Genomic DNA, 16,453 nt, shown 5'->3' with positions numbered 1-16,453 from the left:
CCGACGGCGGTCCTCCTCCGGGAGGGCCGCCGTCGGCCGTTAAGCGGCAGATTTTAGGCGCGGTACCCCCGCGTACGGGAGAATTGGCTCATGAGCGAGGACAACGGTGCCCAGTGGCACGACGAACCCACTGACTACGGGCAGATCGGCAAGCTGCCTCGGTACGAGGCTGCTAGCGCCAACGACGACAAGGCCGTCTCCAGTTCGCTGAGCATCACGGCCGCCGCCACGGAGCCCGAGCTGCTGGACCTGCCCTGGCACATCGCGCTGGAGGACTGGCCGGCGGAGTACCTCGCCGCGCTCCCCCGCGGCATCTCCCGGCACATCGTGCGGTTCGCCCACCTCGGCGGATCCGTGATCGCCATCAAGGAGACCTCGGAGCACATCGCCCGGCACGAGTACCACATGCTCCGCAAGCTCGCCCGTCTGGACGTCCCCTGCGTGGAGCCGGTGGCGGTCATCACCGGCCGCACCACCCCCGAGGGCCGGCCGCTGAACCCCGTGCTGGTCACCCGGCACCTGAAGTTCTCCATGCCCTACCGCGCACTGTTTTCCCAGATGCTGCGCAAGGACACCCTGACGCGCCTGATCGACGCGCAGGCCCTGTTGCTGGTCCGGCTCCACCTCATCGGCTTCTACTGGGGCGATGTGTCCCTCTCCAACACCTTGTTCCGCCGCGACGCCGGCGCCTTCGCCGCCTACCTCGTGGACGCCGAAACCGGCGAGCTGTACCCGGACCTGTCCACTGGCCAGCGCGAGTACGACCTGGAAATTGCCCGGGTGAACATCGCCGGCGAACTGATGGACCTGCTCGACGGCGGCCTGATCGAGGAGAAGGTCGATCCCGTTGCCACCAGCGAGCTGATCATGGAGAGCTACCGGCGGCTCTGGACCGAGCTGACCGAGAAGGAGTCCTTCGAGATCGGCGAACGCTGGCGCGTGGCCGCCCGCATCCGGCGGCTCAATGAACTCGGCTTCGACGTCGAGGAGTACGCCATCAAGACCACCCAGAACGGCTCCACCATCCAGCTGCAGCCCAAAGTGGTCGACGCCGGGCACCACCAGCGGCGCCTGCTGCGCCTGACCGGCCTGGACGCCCAGGAAAACCAGGCCCGGCGGCTGCTCAACGACATGGACTCCTTCCGGGCGGACAACAACCCGGGCATGGACGAGGAATACAGCGCGCACCTCTGGGTAAGCCAGATCTTCGAGCCGATCGTCCGCTCAATCCCACGGGACCTGTCCGGGAAGCTGGAGCCGGCGGAAGCCGTGCACGAGATTCTGGAGCACCGCTGGTACATGTCCGAGAAGGAGAACCGGCACATCCCGCTGGCCGAGGCCGTGCAGTCCTACATCGATTCCGAGCTCCGGCACCGCCGGGACGAAGCCGCGATCATGCTTAATCCGGACACCGAGCTGCTGAAGATCCTCGAAGTGGAAACCGAGGAGTCCCGCTACGGCGACGACGAGTCGGCCGAAGAGTACCCCGACGCCGACGACTGAACACCCCCTCCCCGGCCCAACTATTGCGAGTCAGTTGGGTGACGGGCGCGAAGAAGCACGGCCGGGCTAAATCGCCTTGCCGGGGTTCAGGATGCCGGCCGGGTCGAAGAGCTCCTTGATCCGGCGCTGCAATTCCCGTACCGGTTCCTTCTGCTCCAGGCCCAGCCAGCGCAGCTTGTACTGGCCCACGCCGTGCTCCCCCGTGATGGTGCCGCCCATCGCCAGGGCCACCGTGACGGAATCGTCCAGGGCGGCGCCGAGCCGCTCCATGGCCGCGGCATCCACCGCGTCGCCGGTCCGGTCTACCCAGAAGGTGGGGTGCAGGTTGCCGTCGCCGGCGTGCGCCACCACCTTGAGCTTGACCTCGTGCCGCACGGCCATGGCCTCGAGCTCTTCGACGTAGTCCACCAGCCGCGAGCGCGGCACGGCGACGTCCTCGCCCACCCGGTATTCGTCGTCGACCTCCACGCCACGGCTGTTGCGGCGCAATTCCACGAGCTGCTCCGCTTCCGCGTTCGCCTCCATGGTCACCACGGCCCCGCCAGCGGCCAGCAGCGGCCGGATCGCGGCCGCCTCCGCTTCGGCGCCGAAACCGTCGGTCTGGATCAGCAGCAGCGAGGCGCCCCGGGAGGCCAGGTCCGAGCCGTGGACCGCATCGAGCCGGGCGAGGGTGCCGCCGTCGAGCAGTTCCATGATGGCCGGCTGGACCCGTGCGCGGCCCACCGCAAGGACCCCGGCCGCGGCGCTGCGGAAGTCCGGGTAGAAGGCCGCGATGGTGTGGACCTCCCGCGGCAGGTACTTCAGCCGCACCGTGACCCCGACGACGATCCCGAGGGTCCCCTCCGACCCCACGAACAGCCCGGTGAGGTCGTAGCCTGCCACGCCCTTGAAGGTCTGGTGCCCGGTGTGGATGAGCGAACCGTCCGCGAGCACGACGTCGAGCGCCAGCACCGAATCCCGGGTCACCCCGTACTTTGCGCAGCGCAGCCCGCCGGCGTTGGTGGCGACGTTGCCGCCGATGGTGGAGATTTTGTAGCTCGCGGGATCGGGGGCGTACATCAGGCCGTGCACCGCGGCGGCGGCGTTGAGGTCCGCGTTGATGACGCCGGGTTCGACGACGGCGGTCTCGTCGTCCGGGTTGAGCTCCAGGATGCGGTTCATCCGTTCCAGGCTCAGCACCACGCAGCCCTCGCTGGCGTGGGCGCCACCGGACACCCCGGTACCGGCACCGCGGGCCACCAACGGCACCCGGCGGGCGGCGCAGGCCCGGACGGCAGCCTGGACGTCGGCCACGGATTCGGCGAGGACCACGGCCTGCGGGAGCTGGTAGTCCAGCACGGGGGCCTGGTCCACGGCATAACCGGCCAGGGACGCCTCATCCACCGCGATTTTCTCCGCGCCCAGGGCGGACGTCAGCTCCTCAACAATGCTGCGCATGGGTCTCCAGTTCTCCGTCGAATCCGGCCGTCAGTTGTGGCCTTCAGTCTAGGGTGCCGGCACCGTGACGCCGGGCAGTACCCAGGCGGCGGCCGCGGGGCCGCCGGCACGGAGGCGTGCCCCGGCCGCAGCAATGTCTCCGACGGCGAAGGCCGGCGGCCGGGAGAGCGCATCGAGCTGGCCGTCGGAGAGCAGCCCCGCTGCGAGGTGCACGTTTGCGGCGGCCCGGGCCACCGCCACCAGCACCGCACTGTCCGGGGTTTCCCGGACAAAGGCCAGCGCATCCCCCTGCGCGTGCAGCCAGCGGATTCCGCCGCCGGTGAGCGCCTGCTGGTCCCGGCGCAGCGCGGTGAGTGCGGCGTAGGTGCCGCGGAGGTCGGTCAGGATCCGGCCGGGGTCGGTCCAGGGCATGGGGGTCCGGGAGAACTCCCCGTTATCGCCCTTGAGTCCGAACTCGTCGCCCGCAAACAGCACCGGCACGCCGGGGAGGGTGAACATCAATACGGCGCCCAGCCGCTGGCCGCCGTCGATCATCACCGTGGCCGCTCGGGCGGTGTCGTGGCTGTTCAGGGCGTTCATGTTCTGCTGCCGGACGTCCCAGCTGAACGCGGCGGCCAGGTCCTGGTGCGTGGCGAGGAAATCCTCCGCTTCCATCCGGTTCGGCCCCGGCAGCGGCGTGCCGAAGAAGTTGACGTGCCCGGCATCGCCGCTAAGCCAGGCCCACAGCGGCCGGGTGAAGTTGGAGTACGTCATGGCCCCGTGCCAGTGCTCGCCGCTGAAGTCGGGGGCGGCGTCGTTGGTTGCCTCGGCCAGCAGCGCCGCGTCCGGATTGATTTCCCGGACCCGGTCTGCGATCAGCCGGGCGACCTCCTGGTTGAGGTCCGTTGCCCCCAGCCGCCCGGTCATGTTGCCGACGTCGATCCGCCATCCGTCGAGGTTGAACGGCGGACGGAGCCAGCGGGCCACCGGGGAATCGTCGGCCAGGACGAATTTGTCCCGCAGGCCAGCCGAAGCCCAGTTCAGCTTGGGCAGCGAGGGGACGCCGTACCAGGCCTCGTAGCTGGTGTGGTCCGCGTTGAAGTAGTAGTAGCCCGCTTCCTCGGAGCCGGGGTCGGCGAGGGCCCGCTGGAACCATTCGTGCGCGTCGCCGGAGTGGTTGGCGGTGAGGTCGCCCATCACCTTCAGGCCGCGGGCGTGGGCCGCCTCCACGAGCTCCACCAGGGCCTCATCGCCGCCGAGCAGCGGGTCCACCGTGGCAAAGGTGGAGGCGTCGTAGCGGTGGTTGGAGCGCGCCGGGAAGAACGGCGTCAGGTAGATGATGTCCGTCCCGAGCGCCTGGATGTGGTCCAGGTGCTCGGTGATGCCGTGCAGGTCCCCGCCGTAGAACTGCACGGGCGTCTCCGGGGAGGCGCCCTGCACCTCGGTGGTGTCCCAGTCGCAGGGCACGGCCCAGTCCGGGGCCGGGTGCGCCGCGGCCGGGTTTTTTCCGGCGGACGAGCGGGCGAAGCGGTCCGGGAAGACCTGGTACATCGTGCCCTGGCGCAGCCACCGCGGGGCGGCCGGGAAGGTCGTCAGCCGGAAGTCGGCGTAGTCGGAGACGTCCCGGCTGAAGAGACCCTGGGCATTGAGGCTCCAGTACCGCTGACCGGCCTCAATCAGGAAGCGGTAGCGGGCCACCGGGTTGGTGACGGCCAGCTCCGCTTCCCACCAGGCCCAGCCATCCGCCACGCCGAGGCTGGCGGCGGCCGTGTACCGGGGTTCGCCGTCGTGCACGGAGCGGAGCCAGACCCGGCTCGCGTGGCCCCACACCTCAGGGATGCGGAGCCGGAGCCGGGCCGCCTCCCCGAGTGCCGCCTTCTGCGGGGCGTGCAGCCCCGAGCCGTCGTGGTGCGGAAGCGGCCCCGGCGTGTGCGCCGCCGGCATGCCTAGCCCTTCACCGAGCCCGCCGTCAGCCCGCTGACGATGTAGCGCTGCAGGAACAGGAACAGCGCCATCACCGGCAGGGCGGAGATCACGGCGCCGGCCGCGAACACGCCCCAGTTCTCGGAACGCTGTTGCGCCACGAAAGAGTACAGGCCGACGGCCAGGGTCTGGCTGTCCGGGTCGGTGAGCACCACGGACGCAATCACGAATTCACCGGAGATGGCGATGTAGGTCAGCAGTCCCACGACCGCCAGGATCGGGGTGACCAGGCGCATGATGATGCCGAAGAAGATCTGGGTATGGCTGGCGCCGTCGATCTTGGCTGCCTCGTCCAGGGACTTCGGCACGGTGTTGAAGAAGCCGTACATCAGGTAGGTGTTCACGCCCAGGGCGCCGCCCAGGTAGACCATGATCAGGCCCAGCTGGCTGCCCAGGCCCAGTGCCGGGATGACCTCGGAGATGCCGCTGAGCAGCAGGAAGATGGCGACGACCGCCAGCAGCTGCGGGAACATCTGGAGCAGGAGCAGGCTCAGCAGGCCCACGCGGCGGCCGGTGAAGCGCATCCGGGAGAACGCGTAGGCGGCCATCGCGCCGAGGAACACCGTGGCGGCGGAGGTTACGCCGCCCACCACCAAGGTGTTGAGGAACCAGCGGGCAAAGGGCCGGGAGGGGATGTTGAACAGCGCCGCGAAGTTTCCGAAGTCGATCTTGCTGAACAGGGCGTTGGATCCCACCAGGGTGCCGGTGGAGTTGAGGGCCGCCGAGAGCACGTAGAGCAGCGGGAAGACGGCGAAGATGGTGACGACAATGCCGACCAGGTGGCGCCAGCCCTTGTCCTTGAACCAGGCCCCGAACGGGCGCCGGCGGTGCAGCGACTTGAGGTAGTCGACGTCGGTGGCGCCCCCCGCGGCGGTCGGGTGGTCCGTGGTGGGTGCCGCCGGAGCGGTGCGCGGTGCTGACCCGTTCATGAGTTCACGTCCTCGAGTGCCTTGGTCTGCTTGAAGCTGATGGCCGATACGGTGGCCACGATGATGAAGATAATGATGGCCAGTGCACTGGCCAGGCCGTAGTCACGGCCGGTTCCCTGCCCGAACGCCACCTTGTACACCAAGGTGATCAGGATGTCGGTGGCGCCGATGTCCCGGTTGGTGTCCGCAAAGCGCGGACCGCCGCCGGTGAGCATGAAGATCACGTTGAAGTTGTTGAAGTTGAAGGCGAAGGACGAGATCAGCAGCGGCGCGATCGAGACCAGCAGCAGCGGCAGCTTGATCGAACGGAACACCCGCCACGGGCCGGCGCCGTCCATCCGGGCTGCCTCGTCCAGCTCGCTGGGAACCGACTGCAGGGCGCCGGTGCAGACGAGGAACATGTAGGGATAGCCCAGCCAGAGGTTGACCACTAGCACGCTGATCTTGGCCAGCACCGGGTTGGTAAGCCAGCCGATGGAGGCGCCGCCGAGCAGGGTCTGGTTGAGCCAGCCGAACTCCGGGTTCAGGATGCCGGACCAGACGAGGCCGGTGAGGAAGGCGGGGAAGGCGTAGGGGAGGATCATCAGGATCCGGTAGACCTTCTTGCCCTTGAGGTCCTCGCGGTTGAACGTGATGGCCAGGAAGAGGCCCAGGGCGAAGGTCAGCGCGACCGAGGCGAGAGCGAAGGTGAACGTCCAGAGAATCACGCCCAAGAGCGGACCGCGCAGGCTCGGGTCGGTGAACGCGCGGGCGAAGTTTTCCATGCCGACGTCGATCTTCCAGCCGGTGGACAGCGTCTCGCCGCTGTCCGCGGCGAAGGCGCCCTTGCCGTTGTCGCGGTAGACGGCGCCGGTGTCGGTGTCGGTGAAGGTGTCCGCGGCGGCGTCGTACTTCAGGGCCGGTTTGAACTGGTAGGCGTTGCTGCCGTCGGCGGTGCGCAGCGTGCCGTCGGCCGGGTCGGAGGAGACCGGGACGGTGATGCCCAGGATCTGCTGCTGGTTGGCCACGATTTCCTGGAAGTTCAGGGTCCGGTAGCCGTCCAGGGCGTTGGCCTTGCCGGTCGAGTCCTTGCCGGCGGCGTCGACGCTTTTCAGCGGGGTGTCGGTGCTGCCGAGCGAGACCTTGCCGTCCGGGGCGGTGAAGAGCAGGTAGAACGAGTTGTCTTTGGCGAGCACGGCGGCCTTGTAGGCCGGCGAGTCGGGCACGCGCTTCTGGGCGGTGAGCTGGATGGCCGCGATCGCGTCATCCTTGGTGCTGTTGTGGCCATCGCCGTAGTTGGTGAAGGCGATGTAGCCGCTGAACAAGACCACAAAGACCTGGAAGACCAACAGGAACAGCACGCCGGGCGCGAGGTACTTCGCGGGCAGGCCGCCCTTGCGCAGGTAGATCCAGTTGATGGCCAGCACGACGACGGCGGAGACGGCCAGGACCGTCCAGGAGTGGCTGAAGAACAGCATCATCAGGACGTAGACGGCCACGGCATCCACGAGGCCCAGCAGGACGATTTTGGCGATCGTCCCCTTGGTGCCGTCCGGGCCGAAACGTCGGCGGGAGGTGCCGCGCTGCCTTCCGGGGACGGAGGGGCCGGCGGTCTTGGCTGCCGGCGCGGCGTCGGGGCCGGGGCCCTCGCGGAGTTCAGTTTCTGGCATAGCTGTCTTCAGTCCTTGGGGGAAGCTGGGGTGATGCAGGAACGGGCCGGGCGGTTTGATCCGCCCGGCCCGGTGCTGGCCGGTTCCTGGCGCTGCTCGCAGGTCTCGAGGCGTCAGGAACCGGCGCGGGGGCTAGCCCCCGATTTTGGTTTTGATGCTGGCTGCCATCTTGGCCCAGTCAGCGGCGGGGTCGCCCTGGCCCTTGATGAGGGAGAGCTCGGTGGCTCCCCAGTCAGCCCAGACGGCGCTCATTTCCGGGATGGCCGGCATCGGAACGCCGGTGGCGCCGATCTTGCCGAACGCCGCGACAACCGGGTCGCTTGCAGCCTTCTCGAAGGAGGACTTCAGTGCCGGCGGGCGGCCGCCTGCCTTGTACATGGAGTCCTGGGCCGCCTCGGAGGTGAGGTAGTTGGTCACGAACTCGTTGGTGGCCAGCGCGTTGGCGCTCTTGGCACTGATGAAGAAGCCGTTGACACCGATGAACGGCTGCGCCGGCTGGCTGCCCGTGGTGGGCAGTGCGTCGACGGCGAACTTGATGCCCTTCTTCTGCACGTCCGGGACATTCCACGGGCCGGTCAGGAAGTACGGGGACTCGCCGGCCAGGAACTTCTCCTTGGCGATGTCACCGGTGATGTTGGAGTTGATGATCTTCTCGCCGGCGTCGCCCCAGGCGGCCAGCTTCTTGGCGAACTCAACGCCGGCGGCATCGCCGATGAGGAGCTGCTTCGGATCGTAGCCGCCGTCGGAAGCCTTGCCGAAGACCTGCGAGCCCATCGAGGACTGCAACGGATACAGGTGGTAGGGGTCGCCCTGCTTCGGGTCCATACCGACGAGGAACGGGAACTTGGCCTTGCCATCGGCGACGGCCTTCTTGCCGTTGGCGATGACCTCGTCCATGGTCTTGGCCGCGTCGGACACGATCGCGGTGTTGCGCAGCAGCGCGATGTTCTCGATCGCGTAGGGAACGCCGTAGACCGAACCGTTGTAGGTCATGGCCTTGATGGAGGAATCCTGGAAGGCGGCCTTCTTGTCGCCGAGTTCGACGGGGGCGATCACGCCGTTCTGGACGAACTTGCCTACCCAGTCGTGCGGGCCGACGATGAGGTCCGGGCCCTTGCCGGTGGGGACCTGGGTGATGAAGTCGTCGCGGACTGCCGCGAAGTCCTTGACCACGAGCTTTACTTCGATTCCGGTGTCAGCCTGGAACTTGGCGGTGATGTCCTTCAGCGCGGGCGAGCGCTCGGCGTCGACCCACATGGTGATCGTGGCTGCGCCGGCGGACTTGAGATCCGGCTTCGCGGTGGCCGTGGCCGGGGCGGTGGCTGCCGCGCCGCCGCAGGCACTCAGTGCCAGCGCCGCGGCCACGGAGAGCGCGCCGGCCGTGAAGACCCGGCGGCTGGTCCCGGTTGTGAGGGTGTTCTGCACCTTCATTGGTGTCCCTTTCATGAAATCCTGCATCCACGCGTTGGGCCCGATCGGTTGGATTCGGGCCCGGTGGCATCGTCGGTGATGTGGCTCACAGCTGCAAGCGCTTCCAAGCTACACGGTGATGCACGCTTTGGAAAGTCATTCTAGCGGGGCGTGTCGCCCCCTGCCGACCACGACCGCGTTCCCAAAGATTCCGAGAACCCGCGCAGACAGGGACCGGATGCCGTCTTTGGCCGGGGATTCGGCGGGGAGCGTGAATTCGGCACGGCGGCGCGCGGCAACTGGAAGCGTTTTCAATTTCGGCGTGCGGGCCTTACGATTACCGGCATGTCCGTTGATTCAGTCCTCTCCGCCCTGGCCAGCCCCTTGACCCTGGTGCATGCCGCAGACCACACCCCCGGGTGGTGGCGTTCCGCCGTCATTTACCAGGTGTACCCGCGTTCGTTCCGGGACCTGAACGGCGACGGCGTCGGCGACCTTGCCGGCATCACCGCCGAACTGCCCCAGCTCGCGGAGCTGGACATCGACGCCGTCTGGCTCTCGCCGTTCTACCGCTCCCCGCAGCGCGACGCCGGCTACGACGTCAGCGACTACTGCGACGTCGATCCGCTGTTTGGCACCCTGGCCGACTTCGACGCGATGATGGCCGAGGCCACCCGCCTCGGCCTGCGGCTGATCGTGGACCTGGTGCCCAACCACTGCTCGGACCAGCACACCGCGTTCCAGGCGGCGCTGGCCGCCCCCGCGGGCAGCCCGGAACGGGACATGTTCATCTTCCGTGACGGCCGCGGCGAGTCCGGCGACGAGCCGCCGAACAACTGGCAGTCACACTTCGGCGGACCGGCCTGGACCCGGATCACCGAACCGGACGGAACCCCCGGCCAGTGGTACCTGCACCTGTTCGACACCTCCCAGCCGGACTTCAACTGGGACAACGACGCCGTCCACGCCGAGTTCGAGCGCGTCCTGCGTTTCTGGCTGGACCGCGGGGTCTCCGGCTTCCGCGTCGACGTGGCGCACGCGCTCGTCAAGGCCCCGGGCCTGCCGGAGTGGGGCGGGCGCGCCGACGGCAACAGCTCGCACGGCTTCCCCGGGCACGAGGCCCCGATGTTCGGCCAGCCGGCGCTGCACGACATCTACCGCACCTGGCGCCGGATCCTGGCCGAATACGGCCCCGACCGGATCCTCTGCGCCGAGGCCAACGTGGACCCGCTCCCCCGGCTGGCCGACTGGGTCCGCCCGGACGAGATGCACCAGGCCTTCAACTTCCCGTACCTGCACGCCGGCCTGGACGCGCACCGCATGCGCGGAGTCATCACGGACTCGCTGACCGCCCTGGACGCCGTCGGAGCCCCCAGCACCTGGGTGCTGTCCAACCACGACGTCGTCCGCCACGCCACCCGTTTCGGCTACGACGGTCCGGCGCCCCGCGACGGCGACGGCATCGGCCCGGCCGATGTGCAGCCGGACGAGGAGCTCGGTCGCTCCCGCGCGGCCGCAGCCTCGATGTTCATGCTGGGCCTGCCCGGCGGCGCCTACCTGTACCAGGGCGAGGAGCTCGGGCTGCCCGACGGCATCGACATCCCCGACCACCAGCGCCAGGACCCTACCTTCGGGCGCACCGACGGCGAGCGGCTGGGCCGGGACGGCTGCCGGGTTCCGCTGCCGTGGCGTTCCGCCGAAGCCCACGCGGGTTTCGGCGCCGGAGCCGACCCCTGGCTGCCCCAGCCCGCGAGCTTCGCGGCGCTGGCCCGCGACGCGCAGGCCGCGTCGCCGGCGTCGCACCTGAACCTGTACCGGCGGATGCTGGGACTCCGGCGCGAGCTCGGCCTGGGCGAGGGCTCCCTCGCCTGGCTCGAAGACTGGTGCACGGACACGTCGCTGGCCTACCTGAACGGCACCACTGCGGTGCTGATGAACGTCGGGCCGGATTCCGTCGAACTGCCCGCCGGCGAGGTGCTGCTGCGCAGCGCAGCGTCGTCCGAACCTGACGGGGCTACCCATCGGTTAAGCTCAGGTGAAACTGTTTGGCTGGATATCTACATCGAGGACACGGAGAGCTGAAAATGCCCGGCATCAAGGACGTCGCGGAACGGGCCGGCCTCTCCATCGCCACCGTTTCGCGCGCCTTGAGCGGCAAGGGCAACGTCTCAACCCAGAGCCGCGAGCGTGCCCAGGCAGCCGCGGCCGAACTGGGGTTTGTGCTCTCCTACCACGCCTCCAGCCTGGCGTCCGGGCGGAACCACAACGTTGGCGTCGTGGTTCCCTCCGTGCACCGCTGGTTCTTCTCCTCGGTAGTGGAAGGCGTCTCCGCCACCCTGCTGGACGCCGGCTACGACCTCACGCTCTACAACGTCAGTGAGGGCGAGGAGCGCCGGCACAGCGTCCTCAACGACTTCCTGCTGCGCAAGCGCGTGGACGCGGTCATCGCCGTGTCTTTGGAGCTCAGCGAGGCCGAGATCCAGCAACTGCTTGCCATCCACCGGCCCATCGTCGGGATCGGCGGGCCCCTGCCGGGGGCCTCGACGATCCGGATCAACGATTCAGGCATCGCCGAAGCCGCGGCCCGGCACCTGATCCAGCTCGGCCACAGCAGGATCGCGCATATGACCGGCGATGCGGCGTACGAGAAGGACTTCCGGCTGCCGGGCACCCGCCAGGGTGGTTTCACCAAGGCCATGCGGGACGCCGGCCTGCCCATCCGTCCGGAATGGCTGGTCTCCGCCGACTTCACCATCCAGGGCGCCTACGCCAGTGCGCGGCAGCTGCTGGGCAGTTCCCCGGAGCGGCCCACCGCGGTGTTCGCCGCGTCCGACGAGATGGCGATCGGCACCATCCTCGCCGCCCGCGACTTCGGCCTCCGCGTTCCCTACGACCTGTCGGTCATCGGCATCGACGGCCACGAACTGGGTGAGCTGTTCGGCCTGACGACCATCGACCAGGATCCCCGGGGCCAGGGCGCCATGGCGGTCCGACGGCTACTGGCAGGGCTCGACGGCGGCACGGACACCGCGGCGGCCGACACCGAGTATCCGACCAGTTTCGTGATCCGCTCCAGCACTGCCGTTCCCCCGGTCGACGCCGCTCCGCTGCGCTAGCTGTACTGCAGTTCCAGGCTTCCAGGACGGCGGGCAATGCCGTTCCAGACCGGTTGCCCCTTCGCCGGGTGGTTCCGGCCGCCCGCAAACGGCCTAAACTCAGCTGACCGTCGGGGCCCGGTAAGCTTCAGCCGCTACGAACCGGGCTGGAGCGCCGCGTTACAGGAGTTCCGGCGCCTGTCCGCCCATGAAACGGACGAACCTCTGCAGCACGCCGGGCCAGCGGGCCTGGTACTCCGCACGCGCGGCTGCCGGGTCCTGGGCGCCCTCCCAGCCACTCTGTACCAAACGCAGCTCCGTGCCACCCTCCACGGCCCGGAAGGCGACGCGCAGCTCGGTGGACCACAGGGCCTGTGTGCCGGGGTGCCAGCTGGCGTGGAAGGACAGCGGGGGCTGCCAGTCATCGATCGTGCCCCAGATGGCGGTCCGGCCGTCTTCCGCCGTTTCAAGAATCAGGTTCTCCTCGAACTCCACGTAGGAGCCCGTTCCGTACACACTGTGGTCCTCGAGCGGCCACCAGAGATGTGTGTGCTCGGTAAACCCGACAAAGGCCCTCGCGACCGCGCCGGGGACGACGACGGTGCACACCACCGGCTCCAGGCCCCCTGCCGGCTCGGGTTCCGGGGTTGCCGCGGCGTGACTGAAGAGGTTTTCCATGGGAACCAACTCTACAAGGCCCGGCGCTCCGCCCTGGATGCCAGTGCCGCTCCCGACGCTCCGTGGGCTCGGACGGGATGGTGTTTTGGTGGTTAAAGGGGGAGAGCCTCCAACCTGGTGGTTGGAGGCTCTCGACCTAATGTATGTCCGGCGGTGACCTACTCTCCCACACCCTCCCGGGTGCAGTACCATCGGCGCTGTGGGTCTTAGCTTCCGGGTTCGGAATGGGACCGGGCGTTTCCCCCACGCTATGACCGCCGTAACCCTGTGTCCGCACCCGCGGGCCCCCGTGACGGGGGTTTCCCTGGGTGGGAAATCTGTGGTTACAACATTTGTGGTGTTGTTATTTTGTTGTCGGTTCCTGTGCAACGTTTCGTCTGGTGACGGGTTTGTTGTTTGGGAACCACATAGTGGACGCAAGCAGTCTTGTTTCTTTGTCCCCTCTTCCATGGTGTGAACGTCTTTTGAATCCGTTCACGGAAGGGGGTGTGTGGTGTAAGTTATCGGCCTATTAGTACCGGTCAGCTTCACGAGTCGTTAGTCCTCGCTTCCACATCCGGCCTATCAACCCAGTGGTCTGGCTGGGGGCCTCTCACACACAAGGTGTATGGAAATCTCATCTCGAAGCGAGCTTCCCGCTTAGATGCTTTCAGCGGTTATCCCATCCGAACGTAGCTAATCAGCGGTGCACTTGGCAGTACAACTGACACACCAGAGGTTCGTCCGTCCCGGTCCTCTCGTACTAAGGACAGCCCTTCTCAAATTTCCTGCGCGCGCAGCGGATAGGGACCGAACTGTCTCACGACGTTCTAAACCCAGCTCGCGTACCGCTTTAATGGGCGAACAGCCCAACCCTTGGGACCTACTCCAGCCCCAGGATGCGACGAGCCGACATCGAGGTGCCAAACCATGCCGTCGATATGGACTCTTGGGCAAGATCAGCCTGTTATCCCCGAGGTACCTTTTATCCGTTGAGCGACGGCCATTCCACAATGTACCGCCGGATCACTAGTCCCGACTTTCGTCCCTGCTCGAGATGTCTCTCTCACAGTCAAGCTCCCTTGTGCACTTACACTCGACACCTGATTGCCAACCAGGCTGAGGGAACCTTTGGGCGCCTCCGTTACTTTTTAGGAGGCAACCGCCCCAGTTAAACTACCCATCAGGCACTGTCCCTGACCCGGATTACGGGCCGAAGTTAGATGTCCAAAGTGACCAGAGTGGTATTTCAACGATGACTCCACCCGAACTGGCGTCCGGGCTTCAACGTCTCCCACCTATCCTACACAAGCCACTCCGAACACCAATACCAAACTATAGTAAAGGTCTCGGGGTCTTTCCGTCCTGCTGCGCGTAACGAGCATCTTTACTCGTACTGCAATTTCGCCGAGTTTATGGTTGAGACAGCGGGGAAGTCGTTACTCCATTCGTGCAGGTCGGAACTTACCCGACAAGGAATTTCGCTACCTTAGGATGGTTATAGTTACCACCGCCGTTTACTGGGGCTTAAATTCTCAGCTTCGCCTTGCGGCTAACCGGTCCTCTTAACCTTCCAGCACCGGGCAGGAGTCAGTCCGTATACATCGTCTTGCGACTTCGCACGGACCTGTGTTTTTAGTAAACAGTCGCTTCCCCCTGGTCTCTGCGGCCCCTGCACGCTCCGGACAGCTAGTGTCCATCACGATAGGGGCCCCCCTTCTCCCGAAGTTACGGGGGCATTTTGCCGAGTTCCTTAACCATAATTCTCTCGATCGCCTTAGTATTCTCTACCTGATCACCTGTGTCGGTTTGGGGTACGGGCGGCTAAAACCTCGCGTCGATGCTTTTCTAGGCAGCATAGGATCACCGAATCCCCCCATACGGGGGTCCCGTCGGGTCTCAGGCATCATGAACGGCGGATTTGCCTACCGTTCGCCCTACATCCTTAGACCGGGACAACCATCGCCCGGCTCGGCTACCTTCCTGCGTCACACCTGTTAATACGCTTGCCTCCCAGGATCAGGTCCCGCGCTCCACCAAAACCCTCACACCACAAGGGTGATCGGGCAGGTCTCGGGCGGTTAGTATCCCCTGTTCAGCATGGGCGGTTTTTCGCCGGTACGGGAATATCAACCCGTTGTCCATCGACTACGCCTGTCGGCCTCGCCTTAGGTCCCGACTTACCCAGGGCAGATTAGCTTGACCCTGGAACCCTTGATCATTCGGCGGACGGGTTTCTCACCCGTCTTTCGCTACTCATGCCTGCATTCTCACTCGTGTAGGCTCCACCGCTGGTTTCCACCGCGACTTCACTGCCCACACGACGCTCCCCTACCCATCCAGACGCCTGAACCACAAGGGCTTAGCTAATATCTGAATGCCACAACTTCGGCGGTGTACTTGAGCCCCGCTACATTGTCGGCGCGGAATCACTTGACCAGTGAGCTATTACGCACTCTTTTAAGGATGGCTGCTTCTAAGCCAACCTCCTGGTTGTCTTCGCAACTCCACATCCTTTCCCACTTAGCACACGCTTAGGGGCCTTAGTTGGTGGTCTGGGCTGTTTCCCTCTCGACTATGAAGCTTATCCCCCACAGTCTCACTGCTGCGCTCTCACTTACCGGCATTCGGAGTTTGGCTGACGTCAGTAACCTTGTAGGGCCCATTAGCCATCCAGTAGCTCTACCTCCGGTAAGAAACACGCAACGCTGCACCTAAATGCATTTCGGGGAGAACCAGCTATCACGAAGTTTGATTGGCCTTTCACCCCTACCCACAGCTCATCCCCTCCATTTTCAACTGAAGTGGGTTCGGTCCTCCACGACGTCTTACCGTCGCTTCAACCTGGCCATGGGTAGATCACTTCGCTTCGGGTCTAGATCACGCCACTGCAACGCCCTGTTCAGACTCGCTTTCGCTACGGCTTCCCCACACGGGTTAACCTCGCGACGTAACACTAACTCGCAGGCTCATTCTTCAAAAGGCACGCCGTCACAACTACAAGGCTGCTCCGACGGATTGTAAGCACACGGTTTCAGGTACTGTTTCACTCCCCTCCCGGGGTACTTTTCACCTTTCCCTCACGGTACTGGTCCGCTATCGGTCATTAGGGAGTATTTAGGCTTATCAGGTGGTCCTGACAGATTCGCACGGGATTTCTCGGGCCCCGTGCTACTTGGGATACTTCCCAGGCGGCACACTACATTTCGGTTACGGGGCTCACACCCTCTCTGGCCGGCCTTTCAAGACCGTTCACCTATGCACATGCTCTCACCCCACTGTCCCGGCAGAGACAGAACGGAAAGTCCCACAACCCCGACCATGCAACGCCCGCCGGCTATCACACATGGAACGGTTTAGCCTGATCCGCGTTCGCTCGCCACTACTGACGGAATCACTATTGTTTTCTCTTCCTGCGGGTACTGAGATGTTTCACTTCCCCGCGTTCCCTCCACGCACCCTATGTGTTCAGATGCGGGTCACCAGATCACTCGCGCGTCTGGCGGGGTTTCCCCATTCGGACACCCTGGGATCACAGTCCGGTTATCGACTCCCCCAGGCTTATCGCAGATTCCTACGTCCTTCTTCGGCTCCTAATGCCAAGGCATCCACCGTGTGCTCTTAAAAACTTGACCACAAAAGATCAAGGAGTAATTTCGAGAGAACCATGAAAACCACCCCCACACCCAAAGGCGCAAGGACAGATCCAGGTTCATATTCTTGGAAATTGCTTCTTATAAAAGATGCTCGCGTCCACTATGTAGTTCTCAAACAACAACCCCGTACCACACACCCCACACGCACCCACAAA

Annotated in this window: 9 protein-coding genes and 2 rRNA genes; 3 read left to right on the top strand and 8 right to left on the bottom strand. The window is 65.6% G+C overall.

Annotated features, from left to right (window positions below; translation table 11 throughout):
- Positions 1-90: 90 nt before the first annotated feature.
- The gene (locus tag FFF93_RS02955) at positions 91-1,503 is read left to right on the top strand and encodes a DUF4032 domain-containing protein (RefSeq protein WP_138770232.1); all 1,413 of its coding nucleotides are present in this window, start codon (positions 91-93) and stop codon (positions 1,501-1,503) included.
- 66 nt (positions 1,504-1,569) lie between these two features.
- Here the strand turns inward: FFF93_RS02955 and FFF93_RS02950 are convergent, their stop codons facing one another.
- The 5 genes from FFF93_RS02950 to FFF93_RS02930 all read right to left on the bottom strand — a co-directional run bounded on the left by FFF93_RS02950 (position 1,570) and on the right by FFF93_RS02930 (position 8,911).
- On the bottom strand, positions 1,570-2,940 hold the full coding sequence (locus tag FFF93_RS02950; RefSeq protein ID WP_138770233.1) for an FAD-binding oxidoreductase: 1,371 nt from the start codon (positions 2,938-2,940) through the stop codon (positions 1,570-1,572).
- 48 nt (positions 2,941-2,988) lie between these two features.
- Positions 2,989-4,863: a glycoside hydrolase family 13 protein gene (locus FFF93_RS02945; RefSeq protein ID WP_138770234.1), complete on the bottom strand. Its 1,875-nt coding sequence runs from the start codon at positions 4,861-4,863 to the stop codon at positions 2,989-2,991.
- Between the two features lie 2 nt (positions 4,864-4,865).
- Positions 4,866-5,831, bottom strand: a complete 966-nt coding sequence (locus FFF93_RS02940) for a sugar ABC transporter permease (protein WP_138770235.1) — start codon at positions 5,829-5,831, stop codon at positions 4,866-4,868.
- Positions 5,828-7,480, bottom strand: coding sequence for an ABC transporter permease subunit (locus tag FFF93_RS02935; protein ID WP_138770236.1), 1,653 nt, complete (start codon positions 7,478-7,480; stop codon positions 5,828-5,830). The genes FFF93_RS02940 and FFF93_RS02935 overlap by 4 nt, the downstream gene beginning before the upstream one ends.
- A 132-nt stretch (positions 7,481-7,612) precedes the next feature.
- Positions 7,613-8,911, bottom strand: coding sequence for a maltose ABC transporter substrate-binding protein (locus tag FFF93_RS02930; protein ID WP_138770237.1), 1,299 nt, complete (start codon positions 8,909-8,911; stop codon positions 7,613-7,615).
- 324 nt (positions 8,912-9,235) lie between these two features.
- Between FFF93_RS02930 and FFF93_RS02925 the strand changes: the two genes are divergently transcribed.
- Both FFF93_RS02925 and FFF93_RS02920 read left to right on the top strand, forming a co-directional pair.
- Positions 9,236-10,972, top strand: coding sequence for an alpha-amylase family glycosyl hydrolase (locus FFF93_RS02925; RefSeq protein ID WP_138770238.1), 1,737 nt, complete (start codon positions 9,236-9,238; stop codon positions 10,970-10,972).
- 2 nt (positions 10,973-10,974) lie between these two features.
- Entirely contained in the window at positions 10,975-12,006 is a 1,032-nt protein-coding gene (locus FFF93_RS02920; protein WP_138770239.1) for a LacI family DNA-binding transcriptional regulator, read from the top strand.
- 159 nt (positions 12,007-12,165) lie between these two features.
- On the opposite strand, the gene FFF93_RS02915 is transcribed toward FFF93_RS02920, so the two are convergent.
- From FFF93_RS02915 to FFF93_RS02905, 3 genes are all read right to left on the bottom strand, one after another.
- Positions 12,166-12,663 (bottom strand): hypothetical protein, encoded by a 498-nt coding sequence (locus FFF93_RS02915; RefSeq protein WP_138770240.1) that lies wholly within the window; start codon positions 12,661-12,663, stop codon positions 12,166-12,168.
- Between the two features lie 145 nt (positions 12,664-12,808).
- Positions 12,809-12,925: ribosomal RNA gene (gene rrf / locus FFF93_RS02910) — 5S ribosomal RNA — on the bottom strand.
- 228 nt (positions 12,926-13,153) lie between these two features.
- Positions 13,154-16,277: ribosomal RNA gene (locus FFF93_RS02905) — 23S ribosomal RNA — on the bottom strand.
- Positions 16,278-16,453 lie beyond the last annotated feature (176 nt).

Source organism: Arthrobacter sp. KBS0702 (assembly GCF_005937985.2).
In the GTDB taxonomy this organism is placed as follows: Bacteria; Actinomycetota; Actinomycetes; order Actinomycetales; family Micrococcaceae; genus Arthrobacter.
Note: the sequence above shows the minus strand (reverse complement) of the source record. Positions and strands in the feature narration are given on the sequence as shown.

Coding starts and splice junctions, on each gene's coding strand:
- FFF93_RS02930 (WP_138770237.1), bottom strand. CDS start 8,911: ATGAAGGTGCAGAACACCCTCACAACCGGGACCAGCCGCCGGGTCTTC.
- FFF93_RS02920 (WP_138770239.1), top strand. CDS start 10,975: ATGCCCGGCATCAAGGACGTCGCGGAACGGGCCGGCCTCTCCATCGCC.
- FFF93_RS02935 (WP_138770236.1), bottom strand. CDS start 7,480: ATGCCAGAAACTGAACTCCGCGAGGGCCCCGGCCCCGACGCCGCGCCG.
- FFF93_RS02915 (WP_138770240.1), bottom strand. CDS start 12,663: ATGGAAAACCTCTTCAGTCACGCCGCGGCAACCCCGGAACCCGAGCCG.
- FFF93_RS02945 (WP_138770234.1), bottom strand. CDS start 4,863: ATGCCGGCGGCGCACACGCCGGGGCCGCTTCCGCACCACGACGGCTCG.
- FFF93_RS02955 (WP_138770232.1), top strand. CDS start 91: ATGAGCGAGGACAACGGTGCCCAGTGGCACGACGAACCCACTGACTAC.
- FFF93_RS02950 (WP_138770233.1), bottom strand. CDS start 2,940: ATGCGCAGCATTGTTGAGGAGCTGACGTCCGCCCTGGGCGCGGAGAAA.
- FFF93_RS02925 (WP_138770238.1), top strand. CDS start 9,236: ATGTCCGTTGATTCAGTCCTCTCCGCCCTGGCCAGCCCCTTGACCCTG.
- FFF93_RS02940 (WP_138770235.1), bottom strand. CDS start 5,831: ATGAACGGGTCAGCACCGCGCACCGCTCCGGCGGCACCCACCACGGAC.